Source organism: Actinomyces respiraculi (assembly GCF_014595995.2).
Lineage (GTDB): Bacteria > Actinomycetota > Actinomycetes > Actinomycetales > Actinomycetaceae > Actinomyces > Actinomyces respiraculi.
Genome location: NZ_CP063989.1, coordinates 2,773,304 through 2,795,742 on the forward strand (window position 1 = coordinate 2,773,304; position 22,439 = coordinate 2,795,742).

General features: G+C 69.6%; 21 protein-coding genes. 11 read left to right on the plus strand and 10 right to left on the minus strand.

What is annotated here, in order from left to right; genetic code table 11:
* Window positions 1–30: 30 nt before the first annotated feature.
* From ID810_RS11595 to ID810_RS11610, 4 genes are all read left to right on the plus strand, one after another.
* Window positions 31–1,620 (plus strand): bifunctional phosphatase PAP2/diacylglycerol kinase family protein, encoded by a 1,590-nt coding sequence (locus ID810_RS11595; RefSeq protein ID WP_166858263.1) that lies wholly within the window; start codon window positions 31–33, stop codon window positions 1,618–1,620.
* A gap of 91 nt (window positions 1,621–1,711) precedes the next feature.
* Complete coding sequence (locus tag ID810_RS11600) at window positions 1,712–3,073, plus strand: Mur ligase family protein (protein ID WP_166858261.1); 1,362 nt, start codon at window positions 1,712–1,714, stop codon at window positions 3,071–3,073.
* Window positions 3,070–3,834: a type 1 glutamine amidotransferase gene (locus ID810_RS11605; RefSeq protein ID WP_166858259.1), complete on the plus strand. Its 765-nt coding sequence runs from the start codon at window positions 3,070–3,072 to the stop codon at window positions 3,832–3,834. Before ID810_RS11600 ends, ID810_RS11605 begins: the two co-directional genes overlap by 4 nt.
* Window positions 3,835–3,858: 24 nt before the next feature.
* A complete protein-coding gene (locus ID810_RS11610; protein ID WP_166858257.1) occupies window positions 3,859–4,353 on the plus strand; it encodes an NUDIX hydrolase in 495 nt (164 codons plus the stop codon).
* A 30-nt stretch (window positions 4,354–4,383) separates the two neighbouring features.
* Here ID810_RS11610 and ID810_RS11620 read toward each other — a convergent pair whose 3' ends face one another.
* Window positions 4,384–4,938, minus strand: a complete 555-nt coding sequence (locus tag ID810_RS11620) for a chlorite dismutase family protein (protein ID WP_196781507.1) — start codon at window positions 4,936–4,938, stop codon at window positions 4,384–4,386.
* 163 nt (window positions 4,939–5,101) lie between these two features.
* On the opposite strand from ID810_RS11620, the gene ID810_RS11625 reads away from it, so the two are divergent.
* Entirely contained in the window at window positions 5,102–5,338 is a 237-nt protein-coding gene (locus ID810_RS11625; protein ID WP_166858253.1) for a PspC domain-containing protein, read from the plus strand.
* A 161-nt stretch (window positions 5,339–5,499) separates the two neighbouring features.
* Here ID810_RS11625 and ID810_RS11630 read toward each other — a convergent pair whose 3' ends face one another.
* From ID810_RS11630 to ID810_RS11670, 9 genes are all read right to left on the minus strand, one after another.
* A complete protein-coding gene (locus ID810_RS11630) occupies window positions 5,500–7,176 on the minus strand; it encodes a DUF805 domain-containing protein (RefSeq protein ID WP_166858251.1) in 1,677 nt (558 codons plus the stop codon).
* Complete coding sequence (locus ID810_RS11635; RefSeq protein WP_166858249.1) at window positions 7,173–7,436, minus strand: DUF805 domain-containing protein; 264 nt, start codon at window positions 7,434–7,436, stop codon at window positions 7,173–7,175. Before ID810_RS11635 ends, ID810_RS11630 begins: the two co-directional genes overlap by 4 nt.
* A gap of 80 nt (window positions 7,437–7,516) precedes the next feature.
* Window positions 7,517–9,043, minus strand: a complete 1,527-nt coding sequence (locus ID810_RS11640; RefSeq protein WP_195858789.1) for a DUF805 domain-containing protein — start codon at window positions 9,041–9,043, stop codon at window positions 7,517–7,519.
* A gap of 95 nt (window positions 9,044–9,138) precedes the next feature.
* Window positions 9,139–9,546 carry a hypothetical protein gene (locus ID810_RS11645; RefSeq protein ID WP_166858218.1) on the minus strand — a complete coding sequence of 136 codons (408 nt, stop codon included), beginning with the start codon at window positions 9,544–9,546 and terminating at the stop codon, window positions 9,139–9,141.
* A gap of 24 nt (window positions 9,547–9,570) precedes the next feature.
* Window positions 9,571–10,569, minus strand: coding sequence for a hypothetical protein (locus ID810_RS11650; protein ID WP_166858215.1), 999 nt, complete (start codon window positions 10,567–10,569; stop codon window positions 9,571–9,573).
* A complete protein-coding gene (locus tag ID810_RS11655) occupies window positions 10,569–12,941 on the minus strand; it encodes a DNA/RNA non-specific endonuclease (RefSeq protein WP_166858213.1) in 2,373 nt (790 codons plus the stop codon). The genes ID810_RS11650 and ID810_RS11655 overlap by 1 nt, the downstream gene beginning before the upstream one ends.
* Window positions 12,942–12,970: 29 nt before the next feature.
* Window positions 12,971–13,282: a DUF6507 family protein gene (locus tag ID810_RS11660; protein WP_268916224.1), complete on the minus strand. Its 312-nt coding sequence runs from the start codon at window positions 13,280–13,282 to the stop codon at window positions 12,971–12,973.
* Window positions 13,283–13,284: 2 nt separating this feature from the next.
* Window positions 13,285–13,596 (minus strand): pore-forming ESAT-6 family protein, encoded by a 312-nt coding sequence (locus ID810_RS11665; RefSeq protein ID WP_166858209.1) that lies wholly within the window; start codon window positions 13,594–13,596, stop codon window positions 13,285–13,287.
* Window positions 13,597–13,634: 38 nt separating this feature from the next.
* Complete coding sequence (locus tag ID810_RS11670) at window positions 13,635–13,970, minus strand: hypothetical protein (RefSeq protein ID WP_166858207.1); 336 nt, start codon at window positions 13,968–13,970, stop codon at window positions 13,635–13,637.
* Between the two features lie 282 nt (window positions 13,971–14,252).
* On the opposite strand from ID810_RS11670, the gene ID810_RS11675 reads away from it, so the two are divergent.
* Genes ID810_RS11675 through eccCa form a run of 6 tightly spaced genes read left to right on the plus strand, consistent with a single transcriptional unit; the run spans window position 14,253 to window position 22,404 of the window.
* Window positions 14,253–14,819, plus strand: a complete 567-nt coding sequence (locus ID810_RS11675; protein WP_166858205.1) for a hypothetical protein — start codon at window positions 14,253–14,255, stop codon at window positions 14,817–14,819.
* A 26-nt stretch (window positions 14,820–14,845) separates the two neighbouring features.
* Window positions 14,846–15,910 carry a DUF6177 family protein gene (locus ID810_RS11680; protein ID WP_166858203.1) on the plus strand — a complete coding sequence of 355 codons (1,065 nt, stop codon included), beginning with the start codon at window positions 14,846–14,848 and terminating at the stop codon, window positions 15,908–15,910.
* Between the two features lie 2 nt (window positions 15,911–15,912).
* The gene (locus tag ID810_RS11685) at window positions 15,913–16,188 is read left to right on the plus strand and encodes a hypothetical protein (RefSeq protein WP_166858201.1); all 276 of its coding nucleotides are present in this window, start codon (window positions 15,913–15,915) and stop codon (window positions 16,186–16,188) included.
* On the plus strand, window positions 16,185–17,498 hold the full coding sequence (locus ID810_RS11690) for an EsaB/YukD family protein (RefSeq protein ID WP_166858199.1): 1,314 nt from the start codon (window positions 16,185–16,187) through the stop codon (window positions 17,496–17,498). The genes ID810_RS11685 and ID810_RS11690 overlap by 4 nt, the downstream gene beginning before the upstream one ends.
* Window positions 17,495–18,358 (plus strand): hypothetical protein, encoded by an 864-nt coding sequence (locus tag ID810_RS11695; protein WP_166858198.1) that lies wholly within the window; start codon window positions 17,495–17,497, stop codon window positions 18,356–18,358. Before ID810_RS11690 ends, ID810_RS11695 begins: the two co-directional genes overlap by 4 nt.
* Window positions 18,355–22,404: a type VII secretion protein EccCa gene (gene eccCa, locus ID810_RS11700; protein WP_166858196.1), complete on the plus strand. Its 4,050-nt coding sequence runs from the start codon at window positions 18,355–18,357 to the stop codon at window positions 22,402–22,404. Before ID810_RS11695 ends, eccCa begins: the two co-directional genes overlap by 4 nt.
* Window positions 22,405–22,439 lie beyond the last annotated feature (35 nt).

The following is a 22,439-nucleotide window of genomic DNA, read 5'->3' on the forward strand; positions in this document are numbered from 1 at the left end:
TTGTCCCAGCACGGACCCCGAGGAGAGCCCATGGCCCGCCGTACCTCCCCGCCCCGCCCGCGCCTGCTCACCCTCGAGCTCAGCACCGCAGCCCTGTCCCTGCTGGCCTTCGCCGCCTGGACCTGGCTCGTCCTCACCGGCCGCACCACCAGCCTCGACACCCGACTCGACGCCCCCGCGCTGCCCCTGCGCTCGGTGCGCGGCCAGCTCTCCGAGGCCTTCTCCCTGCTCACCCACCCGCTCCTCGTGCTCCTGGCCGTCCTCGCCGTCGCCGTCTTCTCCTACAAGAAGCGCATGCGACGCCTGGCGATCGCGCTGGCAGTGGCCGCCGCCGGGGTGCCGGCCGCCCTGGCGCTGAGCGCCTGGCTCGGTGTGGGGCTCCCGCCCACCGCCTTCGCGGACTCCGTCTCGCGCCTGGGCGGCGCCTACCCCTCCAGCCACATCGCCGCCATCACCATCGGCTCCTGGGTGATGGTCACCCTCGTGCGCGCCCACCGCCGCCCGGGTTCCTCCGTGCTCACCTGGTCGCTCCTGGCCGGCTGCCTCACCCTGCTCACGGCGGTGGCGCAGTGGGCCACGGGACTGGCGCACGTGTCCGACATCATCGGCGGTTCCCTGTTCGGCGTCGCCGTCGCCAACGTCGCCCTCATGGTCGGCGGGGTGCGCCCCATCCTCGTGGACTGGGCGCACCAGGGCCTGCCGACCGAACAGGTCAACGCCCACGCCGCCGTCGTCCTCAACCCCACGAAGTTCGACGACCTGTCCCTTCTGCGCCGCCGCGTCGAGGCCACGGTCCTTGAGCGCGGCTGGAGGCCCACGACCTGGCTGGAGACGAGCGCGGACGACCCCGGGCATGAGGCCGCCCGCCGGGCGCTGGCCGACGGCGCCGACCTCGTGCTCGTCGCCGGGGGCGACGGCACCGTGCGCGCGGTGAGCGCTGAGCTCGTCGGCACCGGCGTGCCCATGGCGCTGCTGCCATCGGGCACCGGCAACCTCCTGGCCCGCAACCTCGGGGTTCCCCTCGACGTCGACTCCGCCCTCGACCTGGCTTTCGCGGGCCGCGAGCGCGCCATCGACGTCGTGGGCGTCACCTGGCTGGACCCGCAGGAGCAGGCCGAGCGCACCGAGCGCTTCGTCGTCATGGCGGGCCTGGGCCTGGACGCCCAGATCATGGAGGACACGAACGACGACCTCAAGAAGGTCATCCGCTCCGGTGCCTACGCCGTGGCCGCCATGCAGAACGCCGTGCCGGACCCCTTCCCCGTGGCCGTGACGCTGGACGACGGCGAGGCCGAGGAACGCTCGACCGTCATGGCGCTCATGGGCAACGTCGGCACCATCACCGGCGGGATGACGATCTTCCCCGACGCGCAGCCCGACGACGGTGCCCTCGACCTCATGATCGCCTCGCCCGACCGGGTCATCGACTGGGCCCGTCTGGGCACGCAGATCCTCACCGGCCGGGACGCCGAGGGCTTCCGCACGACCTCGGCCGGGCGGGTGCTCATCGAGACCGACAAGCCGGTCCCCTTCGAGCTCGACGGGGACCCGGTGGGCTCCACGCGCCGGGTGGAGGCCGTGGTGGAGCCGGGGGCGCTGACCGTCGTCGTGCCGCGCTGAGCCTGCCGGCCCGTCCTGAGACGGGGCGGGCGGGGCCATCTAGACTTGCGTCGCACTCTCACGCACCACACCCCCCGAGGAGCCGCACACGATGAGCCTGCTGACCTCCCTGCGCTCCACGGCCACGGTGGCCCTCGGGCGCACCGCCCGCACGGTGGCACGACTGCGGGCGGGGGGTACTGGCGGCACGGCCCTGCCGGGGCTCGTTGTCGAGAGGACCGACCCCGCCTTCCTGCGCCGCACGCTCGACCAGCTGCCGCTGGGCGTCGTCGTCGTGTCCGGGACGAATGGCAAGACGACGACGACGAAGATGCTCGTCCAGCTCCTTGAGGAGCGGGGCCTGAAGGTCTTGACCAACCGCACCGGCTCGAACTTCGTGCGCGGGGTGCTCTCCTCGCTGCTCACTGAGGTCTCCTGGAGCGGGCGCACGGACGCCCACGTGGCCGTCCTCGAGCTGGATGAGGCTCATGCGGTGCGCTTCGTGAACAAGGTGCGCCCGCGCGGCGCCCTTCTGCTCAACGTCATGCGCGACCAGCTCGACCGCTTCGGGGAGATCGACTACACCGCCACTCTGCTGCGCCAGGTCGCCCAGGCGACCACCGGCGTCGTCGTGACCAACGCCGACGACCCGCGCCTGTCCGACGACGACTTCCTTCAGGGGATTGAGGCGCGGGTGAGCGCCTTCGGTGTCGGCGAGGGCCTGCGCGACGTTTTCTTGTCCGACGACGAGTTGCGCGGCGGACCGAGTGGGGCGGCGCCGTCGACGGCCTCGCATGGGGGCCCCGAGCGGCTGTGCCCGCCGGCGCGCGTGATCCTGAAGTCTCTTGACGGCCAGCAGGCCGTCATCCGTGTCGACGGCGAGGACCACCCGATCACCTTCACCATCCCGGGGGTTCACAACCAGCTCAATGCCGTTGCGGCGCTGGCAATGGCGGTCGAGGTCATGGGCAGGCGCCTGGACCTGCCCTCCCTGCTGGGCACGCTCTCGCGCGTCGGGGCGGCCTTCGGGCGCGGGGAGGTCCTCGACCTCGACGGGCGCCAGCTCGAGCTGTCGCTGGTGAAGAACCCGGCCGGCTTCCGCATGAGCCTGCTCACCGCTGAGCAGGCGGTGCGCACGCGGGGCCCGGAGACGGTCATGGTGGCGATCAACGACGAGCACGCGGATGGCCGCGACATGTCCTGGCTGTGGGACGTGGACTTCTCCTCGCTGCGTGATGGCGGGGTCGCCGTCGTCACGGGGGTGCGCGCCTGGGACATGGCGCTGCGCCTGCGTTACGACGGCGTCGAGGTGGGCACGGTGGAGCCGGACCTGTCCCGGGCCCTCGACCTGCTGCGCCGGGCCCCGGGCCAGGATGAGGGGTACCGGATGCGCGTGTTCACCAGCTACACGGCGATGCTCGCCCTGCGTGCCCGCCTGGCCGAGCTCACCGATGTCGAGGAGGTCATGAAGTGAGCGACCTGTACGAGCACACGACCGACGGTCCCGCCCGGGGCCGCATCCGCCTGCTCCAGCTCTACCCCGGAGACATGAACATCTACGGCGACTGGGGCAATGCCCTGGTCCTGGCCCGCCGCGCGCAGTGGCAGGGCTATGACGTCGAGATGCTCTCCTACGACCGGGGCGAGGAGCTGAAGGGGGACGTGCACCTCATCGTCGGCGGGGGCGGCCAGGACTCGGGGCAGGAGCGCATCAAGGAGGACCTGCTGGCCCGCGGCCCGGCCCTGCGCGACCTGGCGGAGGCCGGCACGCCGATGCTCGTCATCTGCGGGCTCTACCAGCTCTTCGGTCACCACTTCGTCACCTCCGGTGGGGTGGAGATGCCCGGCATCGGGGTGCTCGACGCCCACACCGTCGCGGGCAACCAGCGGCTCATCGGCAACATCGCCGTGGAGTCGGAGGACTTCGGGACCGTCGTCGGCTACGAGAACCACTCGGGGCTCACCCGGCTGGGCCCGGGTACCCGGCCACTGGGGCGCGTGCGTCCCGGTGAGGGCAACAACGGTCAGGACGGCACGGAGGGCGCGCGCAGCCACCACGTCATCGGCACCTATCTGCACGGCTCGCTGCTGCCGAAGAACCCGGCGGTGGCGGACTGGCTGCTGGCGCGCGCGGTCGAGCGCTCGGGGGGCCAGTGGGAGCCGGTGCCGGTGGATGACCCGGTCGAGGCCTGGGCCGAGCGGGCCCGCGAGGTGGCCCTGTCCCGGCCCCGCTGAGCCGGTGCCGGGTAGCCTCACGATATGGCGACTCCCGATTTCATCCTCCGTCTGCGCGAGAGGATCGGCCACGACCCGCTATGGCTGCCGGGGGTGAGCATCGTCGTCGTCGACGGCGACGGCCGTCTGCTGCTCGGGCGGCGCAGTGACAACGGCAGGTGGGCTGTGATCTCGGGCATCCCGGAGCCGGGCGAGCAGCCCGCGGCGGCCGTCATGCGCGAGTGCATGGAGGAGACGGGGGTGAGCCCGAAGGTCCTGGCCGTCGTGGATGTGGCGGCGGGCGAGCCCATCACCTTCCCCAACGGTGACGTCTGCACCTTCATGGACATCAGCTTCGTGGGCCGAGTGGGCCCCGCTGAGGCCCAGCGGGCGCGAGTGGCCGACGACGAGTCCACCGAGGTGGGCTGGTTCGCCCCGGACCGCCTGCCCTCGCCCATGGCTCCCTCGTCTCTCAGGCGCATTGAGGCGGCGCTGGCCTGGCTGGCGGAGCCGACGTCGGGGGCCCGCTTCCGTCTCTGAGAGCGGCGTACGGGTCGGCTGCGCCCGGGGTCAGGCGCGCGGCTGGCGCTCGGCCCACTCCGCGGGGCTCACGCGCACGCCCGTGTAGCCGGCGCCGACGACGGCGCGCGCGAGCCCGCTCTGGGCGGGTTTGGAGGCGGCGACGATGACGTCGTCAAGGACGGGGCCCTCGACAAGGGAGGTCACCTGCGGGGCACCGAGGCCTCGCCCGGTCAGCTCGGTGACCGTGACGTCCGTGACGCGCTTGGGGGCGGGCGTGTCGGGCAGGACGGCGAGCCAGTCGCCGGCGGGGGTCGTCGGCAGGTCTCCGCGGCTGATGACGGACCACTCAGGGGCAAGGTAGCGTCCGAGCGCGGAGGCGCGCAGGCGGTGGGCGGCGTCCTGGAGGCGCTCGGGGTCGTCGTCGGTCCACCAGACGAGGAGGTCGGCACCGGCGCTGAAGCCGGAGACGTCGTACCAGCCGCGGGTGGTGGCCCCGGACTGGTCGACGAAGTGCTGCGACTCGCCCACGAGCCGACGGCACGTATCCTCCAGCGGGGGCAGCGGGCCGGTGAGGGTGTAGGTGGCGAGCAGGGCGTAACTCATGGAGTCCTCCCGGGATGGGCGGCAGCGTCGTGGCCCTGAGACTACCCGCCCCGATGCGCGGCGGTCGGCGGGGCCCGTGAGGGGCCGGGGTCCGTGAGGCTTCAGGGGCCGATCAGGGTCTCACCGGATCCCTGCGGTCGCGAGGTCCGAACACACTGGAGCCATGACACAGCAGCAGTACCCGTCCGGCTCCTACTCTCAGCGCACCGAGTCCTTCCGATCCCAGCTCCCCCGCCGTTCCCGCCGACGACTCATCGCCGGCGTGTGCGGCGGCCTGGCGGAGTACTGGGGCGTGTCTCCGACGCTTGTGCGCCTGGCGACCCTGGCGGCCGCGCTCCTGCCCGGCCCGATGTGGGTCGTCTACGTCGCGGCCTGGATCCTCATGCCCGACCCCCAGTGACCTGACCGGGTCCCGTCGCCCGCAGGCCCAGGCGGACCGAGCCTCACCGGGGCCCGCCCGGCCCAGGCAGCCCGAGCCGCCCCGGGGCCCGCCCGGCCCAGGCAGCCCGAGCCGCCCCGGGGTCCACCCGGCCCGTCACTGGCCGCGCGCCGCCCGGCCCCTCACTGGCCGCGCGCTGCCCCGATCCACTGGGGGCGCCACAGCCAGGGGCGGGGTTCCAGGGCGAGGAGCACGATCAGAATGATCCCACCCGGTGAGGGCACGAGGGCGATAAGGATCCACCATCCCGACCGTCCCCCGTCGTGGAGGCGACGCACCGTCAGCGGCAAAAGGTAGATGAGGGCGACGACAGCCAGGACGGTGATGCCGGACAGCCCGATGGCGGTTGTGGGCCAGGCCGGGTCCTCCACCCTCGTGGCCACCCAGTCGGCGAGGAGCCCGAGGGCCGTCATGACTACGATGCTGATCCCCACCCAGGCGAGATAGGCGAACCAGAACTCCCGTCGCGAGGCGATCCCACGGAACCGCAAGGGACGCGCGAGAGCGCGCCTGACCGCGGAGACAAAACCTGCGGAATAGTCGGCGGCGAGGTGCTCGGGCACCTCCGGGAGCCGGTGCAAGGGTCGGAGGTAGCCGACCGCGTCCTGCCCCGCGTCGGCGGACACCTCCGCCGGCTCCCCGGCCGCCCCATCGGCGCGCGCCTCTACGGGTGCCTCGGCGGGGGCGGCGAGGACCCCGTAGTCGATGACGAGCTGGACGGGCCGCTCGTCCTGGTCCAGCCCCCAGTACACGCCGTACGTGCCGTCGCCCCAGCCGGAACGGGTGATGACGCCAATGGGACCAGCCCCGGCGTCGAAGAGGGCGGCGTCGTGCTCGAGCCAGGAGTCCCAGCCGTGGTGCCACTGTCGGTAGGTCTGGCCCAGGTAGGCGGCGGCGTCGAGGATGGCGGCACTGCCGGAGTCGACGCCGACGGCGTAGCCGCTTCCGGGGACGGACAGCGCCTGCTTCCATGTCACGGCGGGCGCGCTGCTGAGCACCGCACGGACGGCGGCGACGCGGGTGGATGCGGTGAAGTGGGCGAGGAGTGCCTGTGCCCGGGCGTGCCCCGGCTCGACGGGCATCGCGCACACATAGACCATGTGGTCGATATATCCGGCGTCGCCGACGGCGAGCAGGTCACCGTGCGGGAAGGAGCCCAGGTCCCGCAGCTCGGTGGCGACCACCTCGGCGTCCGTGTGGTCGGCGGGCGCGGTCTCCTCGTCATACTCGTCGTCGTCCTCATCGTCTCGCGGGACCCGTGCGTAGCCGGTGAGGAACAGGTCGCCAATGGCGGGGTTGTCGTTCTCGCCGAGCTCGTGCAGTCCCTGTGCCGAACGGGCCTGTTCGAGGTGCTCGCGCCTGACCTGCTCGGTGACGATGGGCGAGGCGGGGTCGCCGTGGAACGTGGCGATGCTCGTGATCCTCCATTCCCCGCCTGTGCGCACCAGGTTCACCTCCTTGTGGCCGCCGCGGGACGTGAGGGGAACGAGGCTGACGCGGGCGCTGCTGCCGTGGACCTCGACCTCGCCTGTTGCAACGACGTCGGGGTCGAGCGCCGACGGCGAGGAGAACTCGCTCCCGCCTGCGACGAGGACGTCACCCTCGCAGTAGAGGGCGTCGAGCCGGGAGAGCTCGGCGCGCCACGCGTCGAATCCGGCGTCCAGCGGGGGACGGTTGCCGTCGCGGTCGCGGTCGAACAGTGGGGCGACGCGTGCGTGTGCGGCGCGGTGCGCCCGCTGGAGCGCCTCGACCCTGGCGCGGGGGTCCGCGCCCTCTCCCGTCTCGTCGGTTACCGTCACGATGCGCTCCTTACGTTCTCGCCGACCCACTCCGGGCGCCACAGCCACGGACGGGGCTCCAAGGCGAGGAGCACGGGAAGGATGATCCCGCCGAGCGGGGGGATGAGGGCAATGAGCGCCCACCAGCCTGACCGTCCCCCGTCGTGGAGGCGACGCACAGCGCAGGACAGGAGGCACAGGAAACCGCCGAGCTGGCCTCCCGGCACGGCGGGCGGCCAGCTCGGAGCGTAGCCGTAGCCAGCATCATTCATGGTCTGCATGTGCGTTCCCCCGGGGTATCAACGGCGGTCTGCCAGGGTCAGGCGGACCGCCCACGGTAGCTCGCGTGTGAGAGGAAGTCCTACCGCCTGTCCGTCACCCACTGTGGGCGCCATAGCCAGGGGCGCGGCTCCAGGGCAAGGAACACGATGAGGACGATTCCGGCGTACGGGATGAGAGGCAGCAGCATCCACCACCCCGACCGACCTCCATCGTGGAGGCGCCGCACCGCTGCCGGCAGGATGTAGACCGCGCCGACCACGAGGAACACGCCGAACCCGGTAACGCCGACGATGGCGGGAGCGTTCGGGTCATCCAGCAACTTATCCGCTACGACCACCGCTGCGATGATGAACGGGGCGATGACGGCGTAGAACAGCATCCAGGCGAGGTAGGCGAACCAGAACTCCCGTCGCGAGGCGATCCCACGGAACCGCAAGGGACGCGCAAGAGCGCGCCTGACCGCGGTCACAAAACCCGCAGAGTAGTCCGGAGCCAGGCGCTCAGCCACCTGCGGAACGGGGGAAAACCCATACGGGGACGGGGCGGGCATCGAGATCACGCCCGGATCGTACACATCCGGCGACGAGTCGGGCCCGTCACCGGACTCGGTGGACCTGGTGGCCGGGGTGAGCCAGGTGGGGGTGTTCTCTGGGGTGCGGGGGAAGCGTCTGAGCTCGTTGGCCAGCCATGAGGAGCGCACGGTCTCACTCACGCTATCAAGGAATGGCGGGCGGGTGTTCCAGTCGTACTCACTGTGCAGCACCAACTCATCAACGTCCATCCACAGGTGAGCGTGCGTCCACGCACCACGCACAGGATCCACCATCGCCTCGCGCGCCTTCTCAGCCCAGAACCACGCCTCCGGCTCTGTCAGTGTCACCACCACCGACGCACCATCACGCATCCTCAACCGCGTGTCCGTCACCTCATAGGTGTCCACCACGTCAGAGACAATGTCCACACGCTGAGCACCCGTACCAGGCAACCAGTCCCCCAGCACCCTGCCCATACGCTCCTCCACACCCTGGCGGGTGTCCGGCCACACGAACAGGCGATCACCATCGACGTCCTCAGGGTCCGGAAACAACCGTTCAAACAGCTCCAGCACATCCACGTCCACCGCCGCAGGAACCCGCCGATGACGAGCCAACCCCGCAGCCATCCACCCTGGGATGTATTCGACTGAGCGCGGATGCCACTCAAGCTCCTTAGCACAGGAGTCATCCGACGGCGGACGCCTGCCATCGTCAAACAACGGCTCACGCATCCAGTCAAACTCCGCGTGCAACTCCAGGTCACTCGCATCCATCCACAGATGACACCACGTCCACGCACCACGCTCAGCATCAGCCAACGCCTTACGCAGCCGGACCATGTACTTGACGACAAGATTGGGTGCGAGTATTGACTCCCGCACACCATCCGGAGACACACGGTAGGAATCAAACTCTCCCGCAACCCCCAGAACTTGGTAATCGTAGTCAAAATACTGGCAGCCGTCATCCAGCATCCACTGAGCAAGCTCCTTTTCCATGGCGCACAGGACTGCCGAGCCACGATCATTGAGGTCAACAGGACCGTTAAGAAGGTGAATTGTGTTCATCATTGGTTCTCGTAAGCTCTGCGAATTTCAGACCCGTCTTGCGTCCGCGCCGTCAGGTCTGGGCGGAGAGGCGACGCGCAAGCGCGCCCCCGATCTGGTCAGGCGCGCATCCAGTCAGGCGTCGCGTCGGGGTCGCGCGGGAAGAGCCTGAGCTCCTCTGCACAGTCCTCAGCATTGACGGGAGGATCGAGGACCGGCTTGGCGTCGTAGTCGACATCAGTGATGAGCCTGTACTCGGGCGCACTCATCGACACGACGGCGCGAGTCCAGGTCCCACCCTGTGGCGTCGCCATGGCCGCTCGCAGGTCGATGGCCTCGCGTACGAGCATCGCGGGGACCTCGTTGTTGTACCAGACGCCATCCTTGAAGGCGCGCGTCTGGAACCGCACGCGCGCACCCAGGGCGTCGACCTGCACGTCCATCCGCGTCACACCCGTCTGCTGCATCCAGTCCGCATAATGTGCCGACGCGATCTCCGTCGCCTGCATCTGCTCCATGAAGCCCATGAGACTGTCTCCTTTTGTTGGTCTTCAGTCTATCGTCGCGTCGTTGGTGAGCCAGGTGGGGGTGTTCTCTGGGGTGCGGGGGAAGCGTCTGAGCTCGTTGGCCAGCCATGAGGAGCGCACGGTCTCACTCACGCTATCAAGGAATGGCGGGCGGGTGTTCCAGTCGTACTCACTGTGCAGCACCAACTCATCAACGTCCATCCACAGGTGAGCGTGCGTCCACGCACCACGCACAGGATCCACCATCGCCTCGCGCGCCTTCTCAGCCCAGAACCACGCCTCCGGCTCTGTCAGTGTCACCACCACCGACGCACCATCACGCATCCTCAACCGCGTGTCCGTCACCTCATAGGTGTCCACCACGTCAGAGACAATGTCCACACGCTGAGCACCCGTACCAGGCAACCAGTCCCCCAGCACCCTGCCCATACGCTCCTCCACACCCTGGCGGGTGTCCGGCCACACGAACAGGCGATCACCATCGACGTCCTCAGGGTCCGGAAACAACCGTTCAAACAGCTCCAGCACATCCACATCCACCGCCGCAGGAACCCGCCGATGACGAGCCAACCCCGCAGCCATCCACCCTGGGATGTATTCGACTGAGCGCGGATGCCACTCAAGCTCCTTAGCACAGGAGTCATCCGACGGCGGACGCCTGCCATCGTCAAACAACGGCTCACGCATCCAGTCAAACTCCGCGTGCAACTCCAGGTCACTCGCATCCATCCACAGATGACACCACGTCCACGCACCACGCTCAGCATCAGCCAACGCCTTACGCAGCCGGACCATGTACTTGACGACAAGATGTGGTGAAAATATTGACTCCTTCACGCCGCCCGAGGACACACGATACGCAGAAGGCTCCCCCAAGATCCCCAGAGTCTGAAACGTGTAGTCAAAACGCTGACAACCGTCATCCAACACCCACTGCGCAAGCCCCTCCTCAACAGCACGCAAAAGCTCCTCACCAACGCCCTCGCGAAGGACAGGTCCATGGATAAAACGAACGTCACTCACTATCTGTTCCTATACAGTCTTTCAACAGATGAACCATCTTGCATCTCCGCCTTCAGATACAAGGTCTCTGGGACTTCGTCCAATGAAGTTCCAGTATAATTCACATCATAATCGATGTCGATCTCAATATTTGAGTACGACAGGTCTCGGTTCTCCGTCTCGAAGGTGTGGAAGCTCCCCTGGCCGCCATTGGAGGCCGCCGAGCCCCTGTTCACCTCACGAAGCTCCGGCACAATGTTGATGCTCTCAGGCGGTCCGCCGTACTGCGTCGCAATGAGGTGCCCACCCTCATACACACCAGGCAGGTCATCACCATAATGGCCGATCTTGCGCTGAATGTGCGGCTTTCGGACCCCACCATTCTCAGGGGCATCAAGCCTGTCAACCTCACAGCGCACCGTTCGGCCGTGCTCATCCGTCGTGTAGTGGAACCGGTCATCCACCGTGTACGTCGCATTCGGCAACGGATCATTGAGATCGGGGTTGATCCGGCCACCATTCGTCGCCGCCGAGCCCGCCTCCACGTGGACGACCACGCCTTCAGAGTTCGTGTAGAAGTCGCCACGACCCTCCACGTGGTACACCGTGTCCGGCTCCAACTCGGCGCCCCGACCGAATGGCTTACGAGGTGTCGGTGACAGCGGGTGATCGACGCCGATATCCACGGAGTTCGCCACACTGGGGCGGTGCTCCACATTGAAGGGATCCCTATCGGCCGAGTAACCGTCGTCCGCACGGTGAGCTCCTGTGCCAGAGCCGTCCGCCTCCGCATCCGGACGGGACCCCGGCGCATCAGCATCCACACCAGTACCCGGACGACCATGCGACGTGCCAGGCACGTCAGCCTCACCATCCACACGATGAGCCCGCACACCAGAACCGTCCGCATCCACACCCGGACGGGCCTCCGGCGCATCACCATCAGCACCAGCGTCCGCACGGCCACGCGACGCACCGGGCACATCAGCGTCACCATCCACACGACGAGCCGGCGTACCAGAACCCTCCGCATCGGCATGCGGACGAGGCGCCGGCGCATGAGCGTCGGCACTGTCCACATCGGCGGCCGGACGACGAGCCGACGCTGCGTCAGGTGACATCGACGGATCCCCGCCATCCACCTCAGGTGCGTGGGCGCGGTCAACCGAGCCGACGTCCGGATGGGAGCCGGAGTGAGTGGTCGGCACGTCGACGTCGGGAACGTCAGCACGCCTCCAGTTGTGCCAGGCATCCATCAGGTCGTGCGCGTGTGCGCGGATACCTGTTATCCGCGCCGCCCAGGAGCCCAGCCTGGCCACACCGGCGTCAAGGGCCATTCCCACAGGGTCGGTGAACCTCATGATGGTATTGGCGATCTGGGCCGCCCGACCCAAAGGCCCGAGTCGGGCCGCCACCGTTCCGCCTCGAGCCGCTCCCGACGCAGCAACACCGACACCCACCGTTGCAACTGTCACCCCGATGTTCACGACGGTCACGGTGCCCGCCCTAACCGGGTCCTCCTTCCACATGTCCCAGGCGATGAATCCCGCAAGCATCTCCGCCCGGGCACGCGACGCGGTCCCAAAGCTCAAGCCATCGAAATCGCCGAACTCGTCCCACGTCAGGCCCATGAGGTTGCCGATCCCCCGCCAGGTCACCGCAGCCGTATCCCACGAAGCGTGAACGCCTCCTTTCGGGCCATCGAACTCGACACCAAACAGTCCAGCCAGTCCGTTGACCATCCCCAACAGGGAGTCGTTGTACACACCACGCCAGACTGAGACTCCTACCCCTTTGAAGCAGTGGTCACGCCGGTCCACAGGGTCACCCCAGTCCAGCCCTGTCGCCTGCACCGGGATCTCGGACAGCCCGTAGAACAACTGATCGTCCCGGCTTTGCTGGTCGGCGTGGTAGCCCGCCATCCCGTCCAGCGCCCGGATCGTGTTGGCACACTCACGCTCCGCGTCCCACAGCCGCACCTGCAAGGCGTTGGCCTCGGCAACCAGGCTGTTGTGCGCGTCGACGTTGCCCTGGTCATACATCCACTCAGGGTCCTTACCCGTCGTGTCAAGGAAGCCCTGAGCCCTCAGCCGCAAATTCTGTGCGTCAGTCTTGATGACCTCGGCCGTGTCCGCGAAGGTGCCCAGCGCCGAGGCCATCGACTCCAGGTCATCGGCCAGGGCGCCACTCGTTGTCTCCACCGGACTCATCGCCGCGTAGAGCGTCTCCTGCTCCGGGGCTTGGTAGCACGAGGTCATACCTGCCCAGGTCATTTTCAACGTCGAGCCCGACGTGCGCATGGTCCCCGCGTGTGAGGACAAGTCGGTCGCATTCGTCCGGATCGACTCGACATCAATGTCAAGACCGGGAATCTCACTGGGGATAATCGTCACCAGAAACCCTCACTACTCCGACACGGGGCCTACACGGCCTGGCGTTGATACTCCAGCGCTGCCTCCTCGTCCTGAGCGAGATAGCAGTCGACGGCATAGACCGTATTCGTCAGCACGTTGTTAATCGTGTTTGACATGCTCGTGAAATCAGTCTCATGAAGATTGAACCACTCCACGATCGCGGATGCCACCAGCGGCGCCTGAGTCTCGGTCGCGGAGACTGCACCCGTCTGAGCCGTCCCAAGACCCTCCAACGCAGGGCTCAAAACCGTGTCCACCTCATCCTGCTCCGTCATGAGCACAGCGGAGACGGCCTCCGGGTTGATGCTCCAGCCAGACACGCTCAGCCCATCCCCTCGACCGCCGCACCCGCCTTCGACAGCGCAGTCGACGCCGACTCATCAGTCCTCTGCATCGAGGCGCGCAAGTTGCTGATGATCGTGCGCACCTCCGACGCCGCCCGGTTCCACCGGGCCTCCTTCGCCCGGTAGTCCTCCGAGACCCCGTCGGCCTGGTACTGCGCCATCGCATCACGCACGTCCGCGTCACGCTGCGAGATCAGCGCCTCCAGCTGTGACGCCACATCATTGAAATTCGCCTGCGCAGCCTCCGACGCACCGATGTCGTATGAACGAAGCTCCATGTTGTTGGCCATAACTACCTCTCCTCAGTCAGATTCCCACACGAGCCACATCAGCGCCCGGATGAGAACCGGGCGGACTCAAAGTCGCTGGAGCTCTTCGCCGCCTGCGTGACCTCTACCATCTCCTGCTCGCCCTCGGTGAACGCCCTGTCCATACCGGCGATACCCGCCAGCACGCCCGCCAGCGCCGAGTTGATCTCCGCAGCGATCTCATCCGTGTGCGCCTTGAAGTCATCAAAAGTCTGACGCCCATGGCCGTTGAACTTGCCCTCCAACGGCTCAGCCGCCGTAGACAGCCGACGCACCAAGGCCCCCAGGTCATCACTCGACGTCGAGGTCTTCTTGGTCAGCGTCAGGAGCGTCGTCGCACCCATATCGAACTTCATACAAGCCTCCTCAGGATTCCAGGCACATCACGCACCAAACAGGGCAGAGAACAGCAACACACCATGCACTGTCCGGGCGCCGCACACGGCAACGTCGATCACAGTACTCACCTCATCGGGAGCGAGCCATCATGCAACCGACCCCGTCCCGAAACGCGAGACGGATGCCGAGAAGGTCACGGTCGTCACGCGTCCGTGACGTGAGAGCATGACGTGCAGGCGGCAGTCATCTCAGCCAGACTGGCGCCTGTCTCTGGCGTCTCACCGCGAAGGAGTGCCCCAGTGCCACGCGCCTCCTCATGGCCGGCATGCCGTACGGCGGAGGCTCCCGCCGTCGTGCGTTCTGCGCTCATCGACACCGCCGCCGTCCTCTCCCCGGCGATCCTCGCCGTCACCGTGCGCAGCGCACCCGCCATCCGGCTCGCCGAAGCCATCGCCTCACTCATCCTGCTCGTCGGCCTGCTCACCGCCCACTGCGTCGCAGGGCGCGGACTGGGAGGGCTGGCCCTCGGGCTGAGGTGCGTCGATGACGCGGCCGGGCTGCCACCGGCGTCCCCTATCGCCCTGCTCGCCGTCGTACACGCCGGCCATTACCGCAGCGCCACCGTGTACGACGTGCGCCACGGGGCGGACCCGAGTCGAGGCACACTGCGCGAGCTGTCTGCCCCCGCCCGGCACGCAGCCCCTCCCACTGCTCCAGTCCCGCCCGCCGCACCCGAGTACGCACCCACCCCGTACGTCGCGCCCCTCAATGCCGTCGACCCAGTTCGAACGCCCGTCCCCGCACCGCCACCACCGCCACCACCTCTGTCCTTCGCGCCGGCCACACGCCGCCCCCAGCTGCCCTGAGCACTCCAGAGAACGAGGTCCCGACCATGGCCCACCCCATCCCCTACCTCGACGATGGCATCGGCAGCGACACCGCCCTCACCTTCCTCGACGAGCCCGTCGTCTCCATGGACGAGGGCCTGTCCGCCTACCTGCATGCCATGCGCGCGCGCACCTCCCCCACCCGGCTCATCCTCGTTCTCTCCCACGGCGCGCACCTCACCCCCGCCTTCGACCGCTTCGTCGACGTCGCCGGCTGCGCCGTCCTCGTCAAGGACCCGTACGACGGCTACCGCACCCTGCGCTCCGGTCGCTGGGCGCCGAGCATCGACGCCTTCGCCACGGACGGGCCCGCCCCGGCCGCCTCCACCGTCCCCCCGCACTGGCAGCTCGACACCCGCATTCCGGTGCTCGGCCTGTCGGTCTCCCTCTTCCACCCGGCCAGGCGCAGCACCGTCCTCGGACGCTGCGCCGAGCTCGTCGTCGAGCACCTCATGCCACCGGACACCACACTGAGCTGGGGGCGCTACGAGCCCGCCGGGGCCCCCTGGAACCCGAAGGACATGACTACGCTGGCCCGCCGCGGCATGCCCAGTATCACCTTCATGCTCGCCGCCCACGGCCCTAACGGCACTGACGGCACTGACGGCTCTGTCCTGTCCGGCACCCTGAGCGTCTCGCGCACCTCCACCGGTCTCGAGGAGTACCTCGAGCTCGTTATCAACCCGCGGTGGCTCACGCTCCCCCAGTGGTCCTCCCACTACATGGCCGCCCTGTCCGCCATCGGCACCGTCCTCAAGCCGCAGTTCGCCCTCGCGCACCGCACCCTCGGATACGCGGACGGCTGCCTGCCAGCGGGCCCGCGCCCCGTCCCCACCCCCCTCGCCGTCCTCATCGGGGCCCCCGGCATCAAGCAGCTGGGTGTCGACGCCGCCGCCGTCGCCACCCAGCACCACGGGTCCCTCACTGGGACCGGGCGGCGCCACGGCATCCTCGTGCCCCTCGAGACCGGCACCGAGGCCGACTGGAACGCCCTGGCCCGCCTGCTCACCACCCTCGACGGCACCGGCGGCAACCTCGCCCGCGTCCTCGGCTCCACTGAGCAGGCCTGAGCATGGCACGTGACACCGACGCCGCCGTCCTCGACAGTGCCCGCGTCAGGCACCGGCGCCTGGCCTCCGCCCTCGAGCGCGGCTCTGCGCCCGGCCGGCCCCGCCCCGTCCTGCCACGGCTCATCGCCTCGCTTATCGTCGCCGCCCTCGCCTGCGCCGGGTGCGTCGGCTACTCCTTCATCACCACCCACCTCGATTCCCTCGCCACCACCGGTACGACCGGCACGACGAGCGCGCCCTCGGACTCGCCCGCCCCCGAGCTGGAGAGGCTGCCATGATCCCGTACACGCGCGTGACCGTCATCGCCCCGGACCGCCGAGCCGAGATGGTCCTGCCCTCCGACGAGCCCGTCGGCCTCCACCTGCCCGCCTTGCTCCACCTGCTCGGCACGACCAGCGGGACCGACCTGCCCGCCCTACAACTCGTCAGAGCCGACGCCAGCGTCCTCGACCCCGAGCAGGACCTCGCCACCCAGCACGTGCGCGACGGCGAGATCCTGCGACTCATGCCCGACGACGACGTCCCCCCGCCCGCCGAGGTCTCCGACGTCACCGGGATCCTCACCTCCGTCACCGACCACCATCCGTGGCGGTGGAAGGAGACCGACCGACTCCTGGGCACCGGCGCCCTCACCCTCATCGTCAGCGCCTACCTCGCCCACGTGCTCCTCGGCACCACGCCGGGAGCCGACAGCAGGAGCATGGTCGCCATCGGCACGCTCGGCCTCGTCGTCCTCGCCATCGGCGCCGCCGTCACCCGCATGAACGGCCTGCCGCACGAGCGCGCCCTGACGCTGCCGGGCGCCGGAGTCCTCGTCCAGTGCGTCGGCGTCGGCCTGCTTACCCGGCCCGTCCTCGCCTGGTACACCACCGACAACCCGGTGGCCGCCGTCCTCGCCGTCGCCGTCGCCCTCGCCCTCATCGCCACTGGCCTCCGGCACGAGGGGTGGATCGCCGGGGCGGTGCTCGCCGTCGGCTTCACCGCGGCATGGTTGCTGCTGGAGGACCTCTCCTTGCGCCCGCTCATGAGCGCGGGGCTCCTGGGGACGAGCGCTCTCGTCATCCTCGGCATCGTCCCCTGGGCCGCGCTCCTCGTCTCGGGTACCTCCCACCTCGACGACGAAGCCCTGGCCGGGCGTCTTCCCCGGCGCTCGCGCGTCGACCTCGCCGTACGGCGCTCGCACGACGCCATGGCCGCAGCCGTCCTCGCCTGCGCCGCTGCCACCGCCTGGTCGACCCACCTCCTTATCCAGGGCGCCGGGCTCTGGCCGATGACGCTGGCCGTCGTGCTCGTCATCGGGGTCCTACTGCGCTCACGGGCCTTCCCCCTGCGCCTGGAGGTCCTCGCTTTGTGGGCGTCGGCCCTCCCCGCCTTCGCCGCCCTGCCCGACAGCACGGTCAAGGTGCTCGTCGTCGCAGGCGCAGCCCTGGCCGCCGCGGGCCTGAGCCTGTACCGCCCGGCCGCGCACAACCGGGTCCGCCTGCGCCAACTCGGCAACCGTCTCGAGACCCTCACCGTCATCGCCACGCTCCCGCTCCTGTGCGGGATGCAGGGGCTCTACACCCACCTGCTCACCGTCTTCTCATGAGTCGACACGCCCTGCGCCACCGCCCCACCCGTCGTCTGCTCGACGCGACGTGTCTCCTCCTCACCGGAGCTGCCACGAGCCGCGCCCAGACGCAGGACCTCGGCCTGCGCCTACGACGCGTCCTCCCCCTGGCCTGCCGCAGCCTCATCATCCCCTCCGTCCCTCGGGTGGGCACAAGTACGCTGTCCATCCAGCTCGCCGCTCTGCTCACCCGCACCCGCGGTCTGCCCGGGCTCCTGCTCGACGCCTCCGAGAACCCCTACGACCCGAGCACGCCAACCTGGTCGGCGCGCCCGGGCGCCCGGCCGCCCACCACCGCCGCCCAGGCGCATGCACTCGTTGGTATCACCGACGACAACCTGCTGGGGCGCCTGCGTCTGCCCGCCTGGCGGGACGAGCGCCCACCACAGTGGGACGACGTGCGCACCCACCTGTTCCGCTTCCACGACACCGTCCTGACCGAGGCGGCGCTCATGCACGACGCCCACCTGCTCGCCTCCGCCCACCACGTCCACTCCGTCGTCCTCGTCTCGCGGGCCACACGCGCCGACGTCGAGGCCACGCGCAGGCGCATCGCGGCCCTCGCCGCACCGCTCGCACAGGTGCCGCGACGACCCCGACTCCTGCACGCCGTCGTCGCCACCGAGCCCGGCTCCGTCCTCATTCCCCGACTGCGCAAGCACGAGACCCTCATCCCCTTCGACTCGGTTCTCGCCCGGACGACGGCGACGCGGACCCCCGCCCCCGGTTTCATCGAGCGGCCCACCGGTCTGGCCCTGACGCGCCTGGCCGCCGACATCGTCGACGCTGTCGACGTCGTGGAAGCCGTCGACGCCGCACGTCCGCAGGGGAACTCATGATCGATGTCATCCACAGGCCGGGCAGGATTGTCCCCCCGGCTCTGCCTCCCGAGCCCGTGGTCGTCCCCGACCCCCCGCAGCTCACCGACACCGGGTCCGGACAGGGCTTCCCCTTCCAGATGCTCGTCCCGCTGCTCGGCGCCGGCTCCTCGATGCTCATGATGACCGTCATGCGTGCGAACCCCGTGTTCGCACTCCTGGGCGCCGTCATGATGGTCATCACCGCCGTCGCCATGATCTCGGCCCTGCTCTCACGCCGCTTCAGCGCCGCCCGAACCCGATCCGCCAAGCGCGAGCAGTACCTCGACAAGCTCCTCACAGCCAACGAAGAGGCCACCGCGCTCGCCAACGAGCTGCGCCGGGCCCTCACCGTCTCCCATCCCGGCCCCCAGGCGCTCGCCCGCCTCGCCACCGCGCCCGAGCGACGCTGGGAACGGCGGCGCTACCACCCTGACTTCCTCAGCCTGCGCGTAGGCGTCGGCGACATCCCCGTCACCCTCGCCACCGCCTCCCCGTCCACCACGCCCACCGAGACCGACCCGGTCCTGAAAGACCAGGCGCGGGCCATCGTTGACGCGCACTGCCTGCTGCGCACCGCCCCCGCCGTCGTCGATCTCGACAGTGCCGGGATCGTCTCCGTCGTCGGCCCGGTCGACGTCACCCGGACGCTCGCCCGCAGCCTCGTCGTCCAGGCGGCCGTCCTGCACGCCCCGGAGGACCTGCGCATCGCCCTCGCCTACGACACCGCTGACGCCGACGCGTGGGACAGCGTGTCGCGGCTGCCGCACCTGAGGATGCACGGCGTCTTCGACGGGCCGGTGGCGATGCGGCGCACCGCCCCCGACGTCGAGCAGCTCAGTGTCCTGCTCAAGCCCGAGCTGGCCGCCATCTCCCAGCAGGTCACCCAGTACCCGAGCATCGCAAGCGCCGGCCACACCACCGGCCCACGGACCCTCGCCGTCATCGAGGACGACGGGGCTGCTCACGAGCTCACCCTGCCGGACTCGGGCGTGCGCAGCGCCGACCTTGGCATCACCGAGCTCCATCTCGTCACCGACCGCCTCAACGAGCCCAGCGACCCGTCGGTGCGCCTGACCGCACGCCCCGACGGCACCGTCCTCATCGAAGACCTCCGCGAGCACGAGGACGCCCGGGCCCTCACCGCAGCGAGTCTTGTGTGCACCCCGGAGCCTCTGGGCCCCGCGATCGCCGAGGGCATCGTGCGCACGCTCACCCCACTGAGCCTCGGGCGGGTCGCTGAGAGAGAGGACGCCTCCGCCGAGTCCACTTCTCTGGAGGATCTGCTCGGCGTCGAGGACCCCCGGGCGATCGACATCGCCCGCGCCTGGGCACCGCGCTCCGCACGCGACTTCCTGCGCGTGCCCATTGGCTCCGACGACTCCGGCCGGCCCCTCCTGCTCGACCTCAAGGAGTCCGCCCAGCTCGGCCAGGGGCCCCACGGCCTGTGCGTCGGGGCCACCGGCTCGGGCAAGTCCGAGCTCCTGCGCACCCTCGTCACCGCCCTCGCCACCACCCACAGCCCCGAGGACCTGGCCATGATCCTCGTCGACTACAAGGGCGGGGCCGCCTTCGCCCCCTTCGAGACCCTGCCCCACGTCGTCGGCCTCATGGACAACCTGGCCGACGACCCCGGTCTCACCGAGCGGGCCCACGCCTCCATCCAGGGCGAGGTCGTGCGCCGCCAGCGCCAGTTGCGCGACGCCGGCAGCTCGCCGGACATCGGCCACTACCGCAGGCTGCGCGCCCAGCACCCCGAGATGGCGCCGATGCCGCACCTGTTCCTCATCATCGACGAGTTCGGTGAGCTGCTGACCGCCAACCCCGACTTCGTCGACCTGCTGCTGACCATCGGGCGGATCGGCCGCTCCATCGGCGTCCACCTGCTCCTGTCCAGCCAGCGCATCGAGGGCGGCAAGCTCCGCGGCCTCGACACCTACCTGTCCTACCGGATCTGCCTGCGCACCTTCACTGAGTCCGAGTCCTCCACCGTCATCGGCACGAACGACGCCTTCCACCTGCCCTCCTCCCCCGGCTACGGCTACCTCAAGGTGGACACGACGATCTTCACCCGCTTCCGTTCCGGCTTTGTCTCCGGCCCCGCCGACGAGCTCGAGGTGCAGGAGACGCCGGAGGAGGTGGCTGACAAGGAGCCCCTGCTCCTGCCCGTACACAATGGGCTCGCGCACAGCCCGGCCGTCCCGTCGGGCGAGGAGGATGTGCCCGAGGGTCACTCCGTGCAACGCACCGTCGTCGACGTCGTCGTCGAGCAGCTCACGGCGGCCACCGAGCGCCTTACGCCCGTGTGGCTTGAGCCCCTGCCTCGGCGCCTGAGCCTGGGAGCGCTCCTGAACCACCGCCTGACCGGCGGGCCGACGTCGCTCACGGCCACCGAGGCGGGAGCGCGCGCCGCCGCACCCGGCGGTACCCCCGGCGACGGGGCGGCGGCGCTCACCGCCGACGGCGAGGGGACGCTGAGCGTGCCGATCGGTCTTCTCGACGACCCCGCCCAGCAGCGCCAAGACGAGTGGCGGCTCGATCTCACCGTCGGTGGCGGGCACGTCTCGGTCCTTGGCGCACCCCAGTCGGGACGCACCACCTTCCTGTGGACGCTCGCCGCCTCCGCCGCCTTGTGCCTGTCTCCCCGGCGCCTGGCCTTCTACGGCCTCGACGCCACCGGGGGCGGCCTGTCCCGCCTCGTCGGCCTGCCCAACGTCGGGGGCATCGCCACCCGGGGCGACCGCGAGCGCATGCGCCGGGTCCTGGAGGAGATGGTCTCGATGCTCAACGACCGCGAGGCCGTTATGTCCCGCCACCGCCTCGACTCCCTCGAGGCCCTGCGTCACGAGCACGCCGCCGGCAGGCTGCCCGAGCTGCCCAGCGCTGACGTCGTGCTCCTCCTCGACGGCCTCGGGGCGCTACGCGCTGACTTCTCCGAGCTGGAGGACCTCGTCGACGACGTCCTGCGGCGCGGCGGCGGGCTCGGCGTCCACGTCGTGGCCACCCTCTCGCGCGCCAACGACCTGCGCATGGCCCAGCAGCCCCTCGTCGGCACGAAGCTGGAGCTGCGGCTCAACGACCCGCAGGACTCGGCGATCGCCCGTAAGCTCTCCCAGACCCTGAGAGCGGACGCGCCCGGGCGGGTGCTGCGACAGGACAAGCTCTTCGCCCACATCGCGCTGCCCCTGCTCGAGGGCGAGCACACGAACGTGGGCGCCGGCCTGGAGGCGCTGGCCCGCCGGACCGTCGACTCGTGGCCCGGCGCCCGGCCCGCCCAGGTGCGCCTGCTGCCGGAGGTCATCGACCCGCTCAGCCTGCCCGACGCCGAGGAGCTGCCCGACCTGCTGCCGCTGGGCCTCATGCAGGACACGATGGAGCCGGCCTGCCTCGACCCGACGTCGCTCGACCCGCACCTCGTGGTGCTCGGCGACTCCGGTTGCGGCAAGACGACCGTCCTGCGTGGCGTCGTAGAGACACTTGTGGAACGGCACACGCCCGCCGAGCTCGTCGTCGGCCTCTACGACGTGCGACGCGGCGTGCTGTCAGCCTGCCCGGAGGACTACCTCGGCGGGCACGCCACCTCCTCGGCGACGGCGATCGGCCTGTCCAACGCCATCGCCTCCGAGCTCGCCCAGCGCTCCGAGGCGTTGGCCTCCGGCAGCCACGTCGAGGGCCCGCGTATCGTCCTCGTCGTCGACGACTACGAGATCCTCGCCGCCGGCGGGCAGACGGTCCTGGCCCCCGTCCTGCCGTACCTGCCCTCCGCGCGCGACCTGCACCTCACCATCGTCCTGGCCCGCCCCGTCGCCGGCATCGGCTCGGCGATGTTCGAGCAGGCCCTCCAGGCGCTGCGCGACACGGGCGCCACCTGCCTGCTCATGGACGGCGACCGCTCCGAGGGGCAGATCTTCGGGATGCGTCCCGAGCACCTGGCACCCGGGCGCGGCTGGTGGATCCGGCGCGGGCGCAGGCCCCGCCTGTGCCAAGTCGCCGACTTCTCCGACCCCACCGCCCCCGCCCGTACGTGAGGCGCCGCCCTCGCACCCCGCACCACCAGACCACC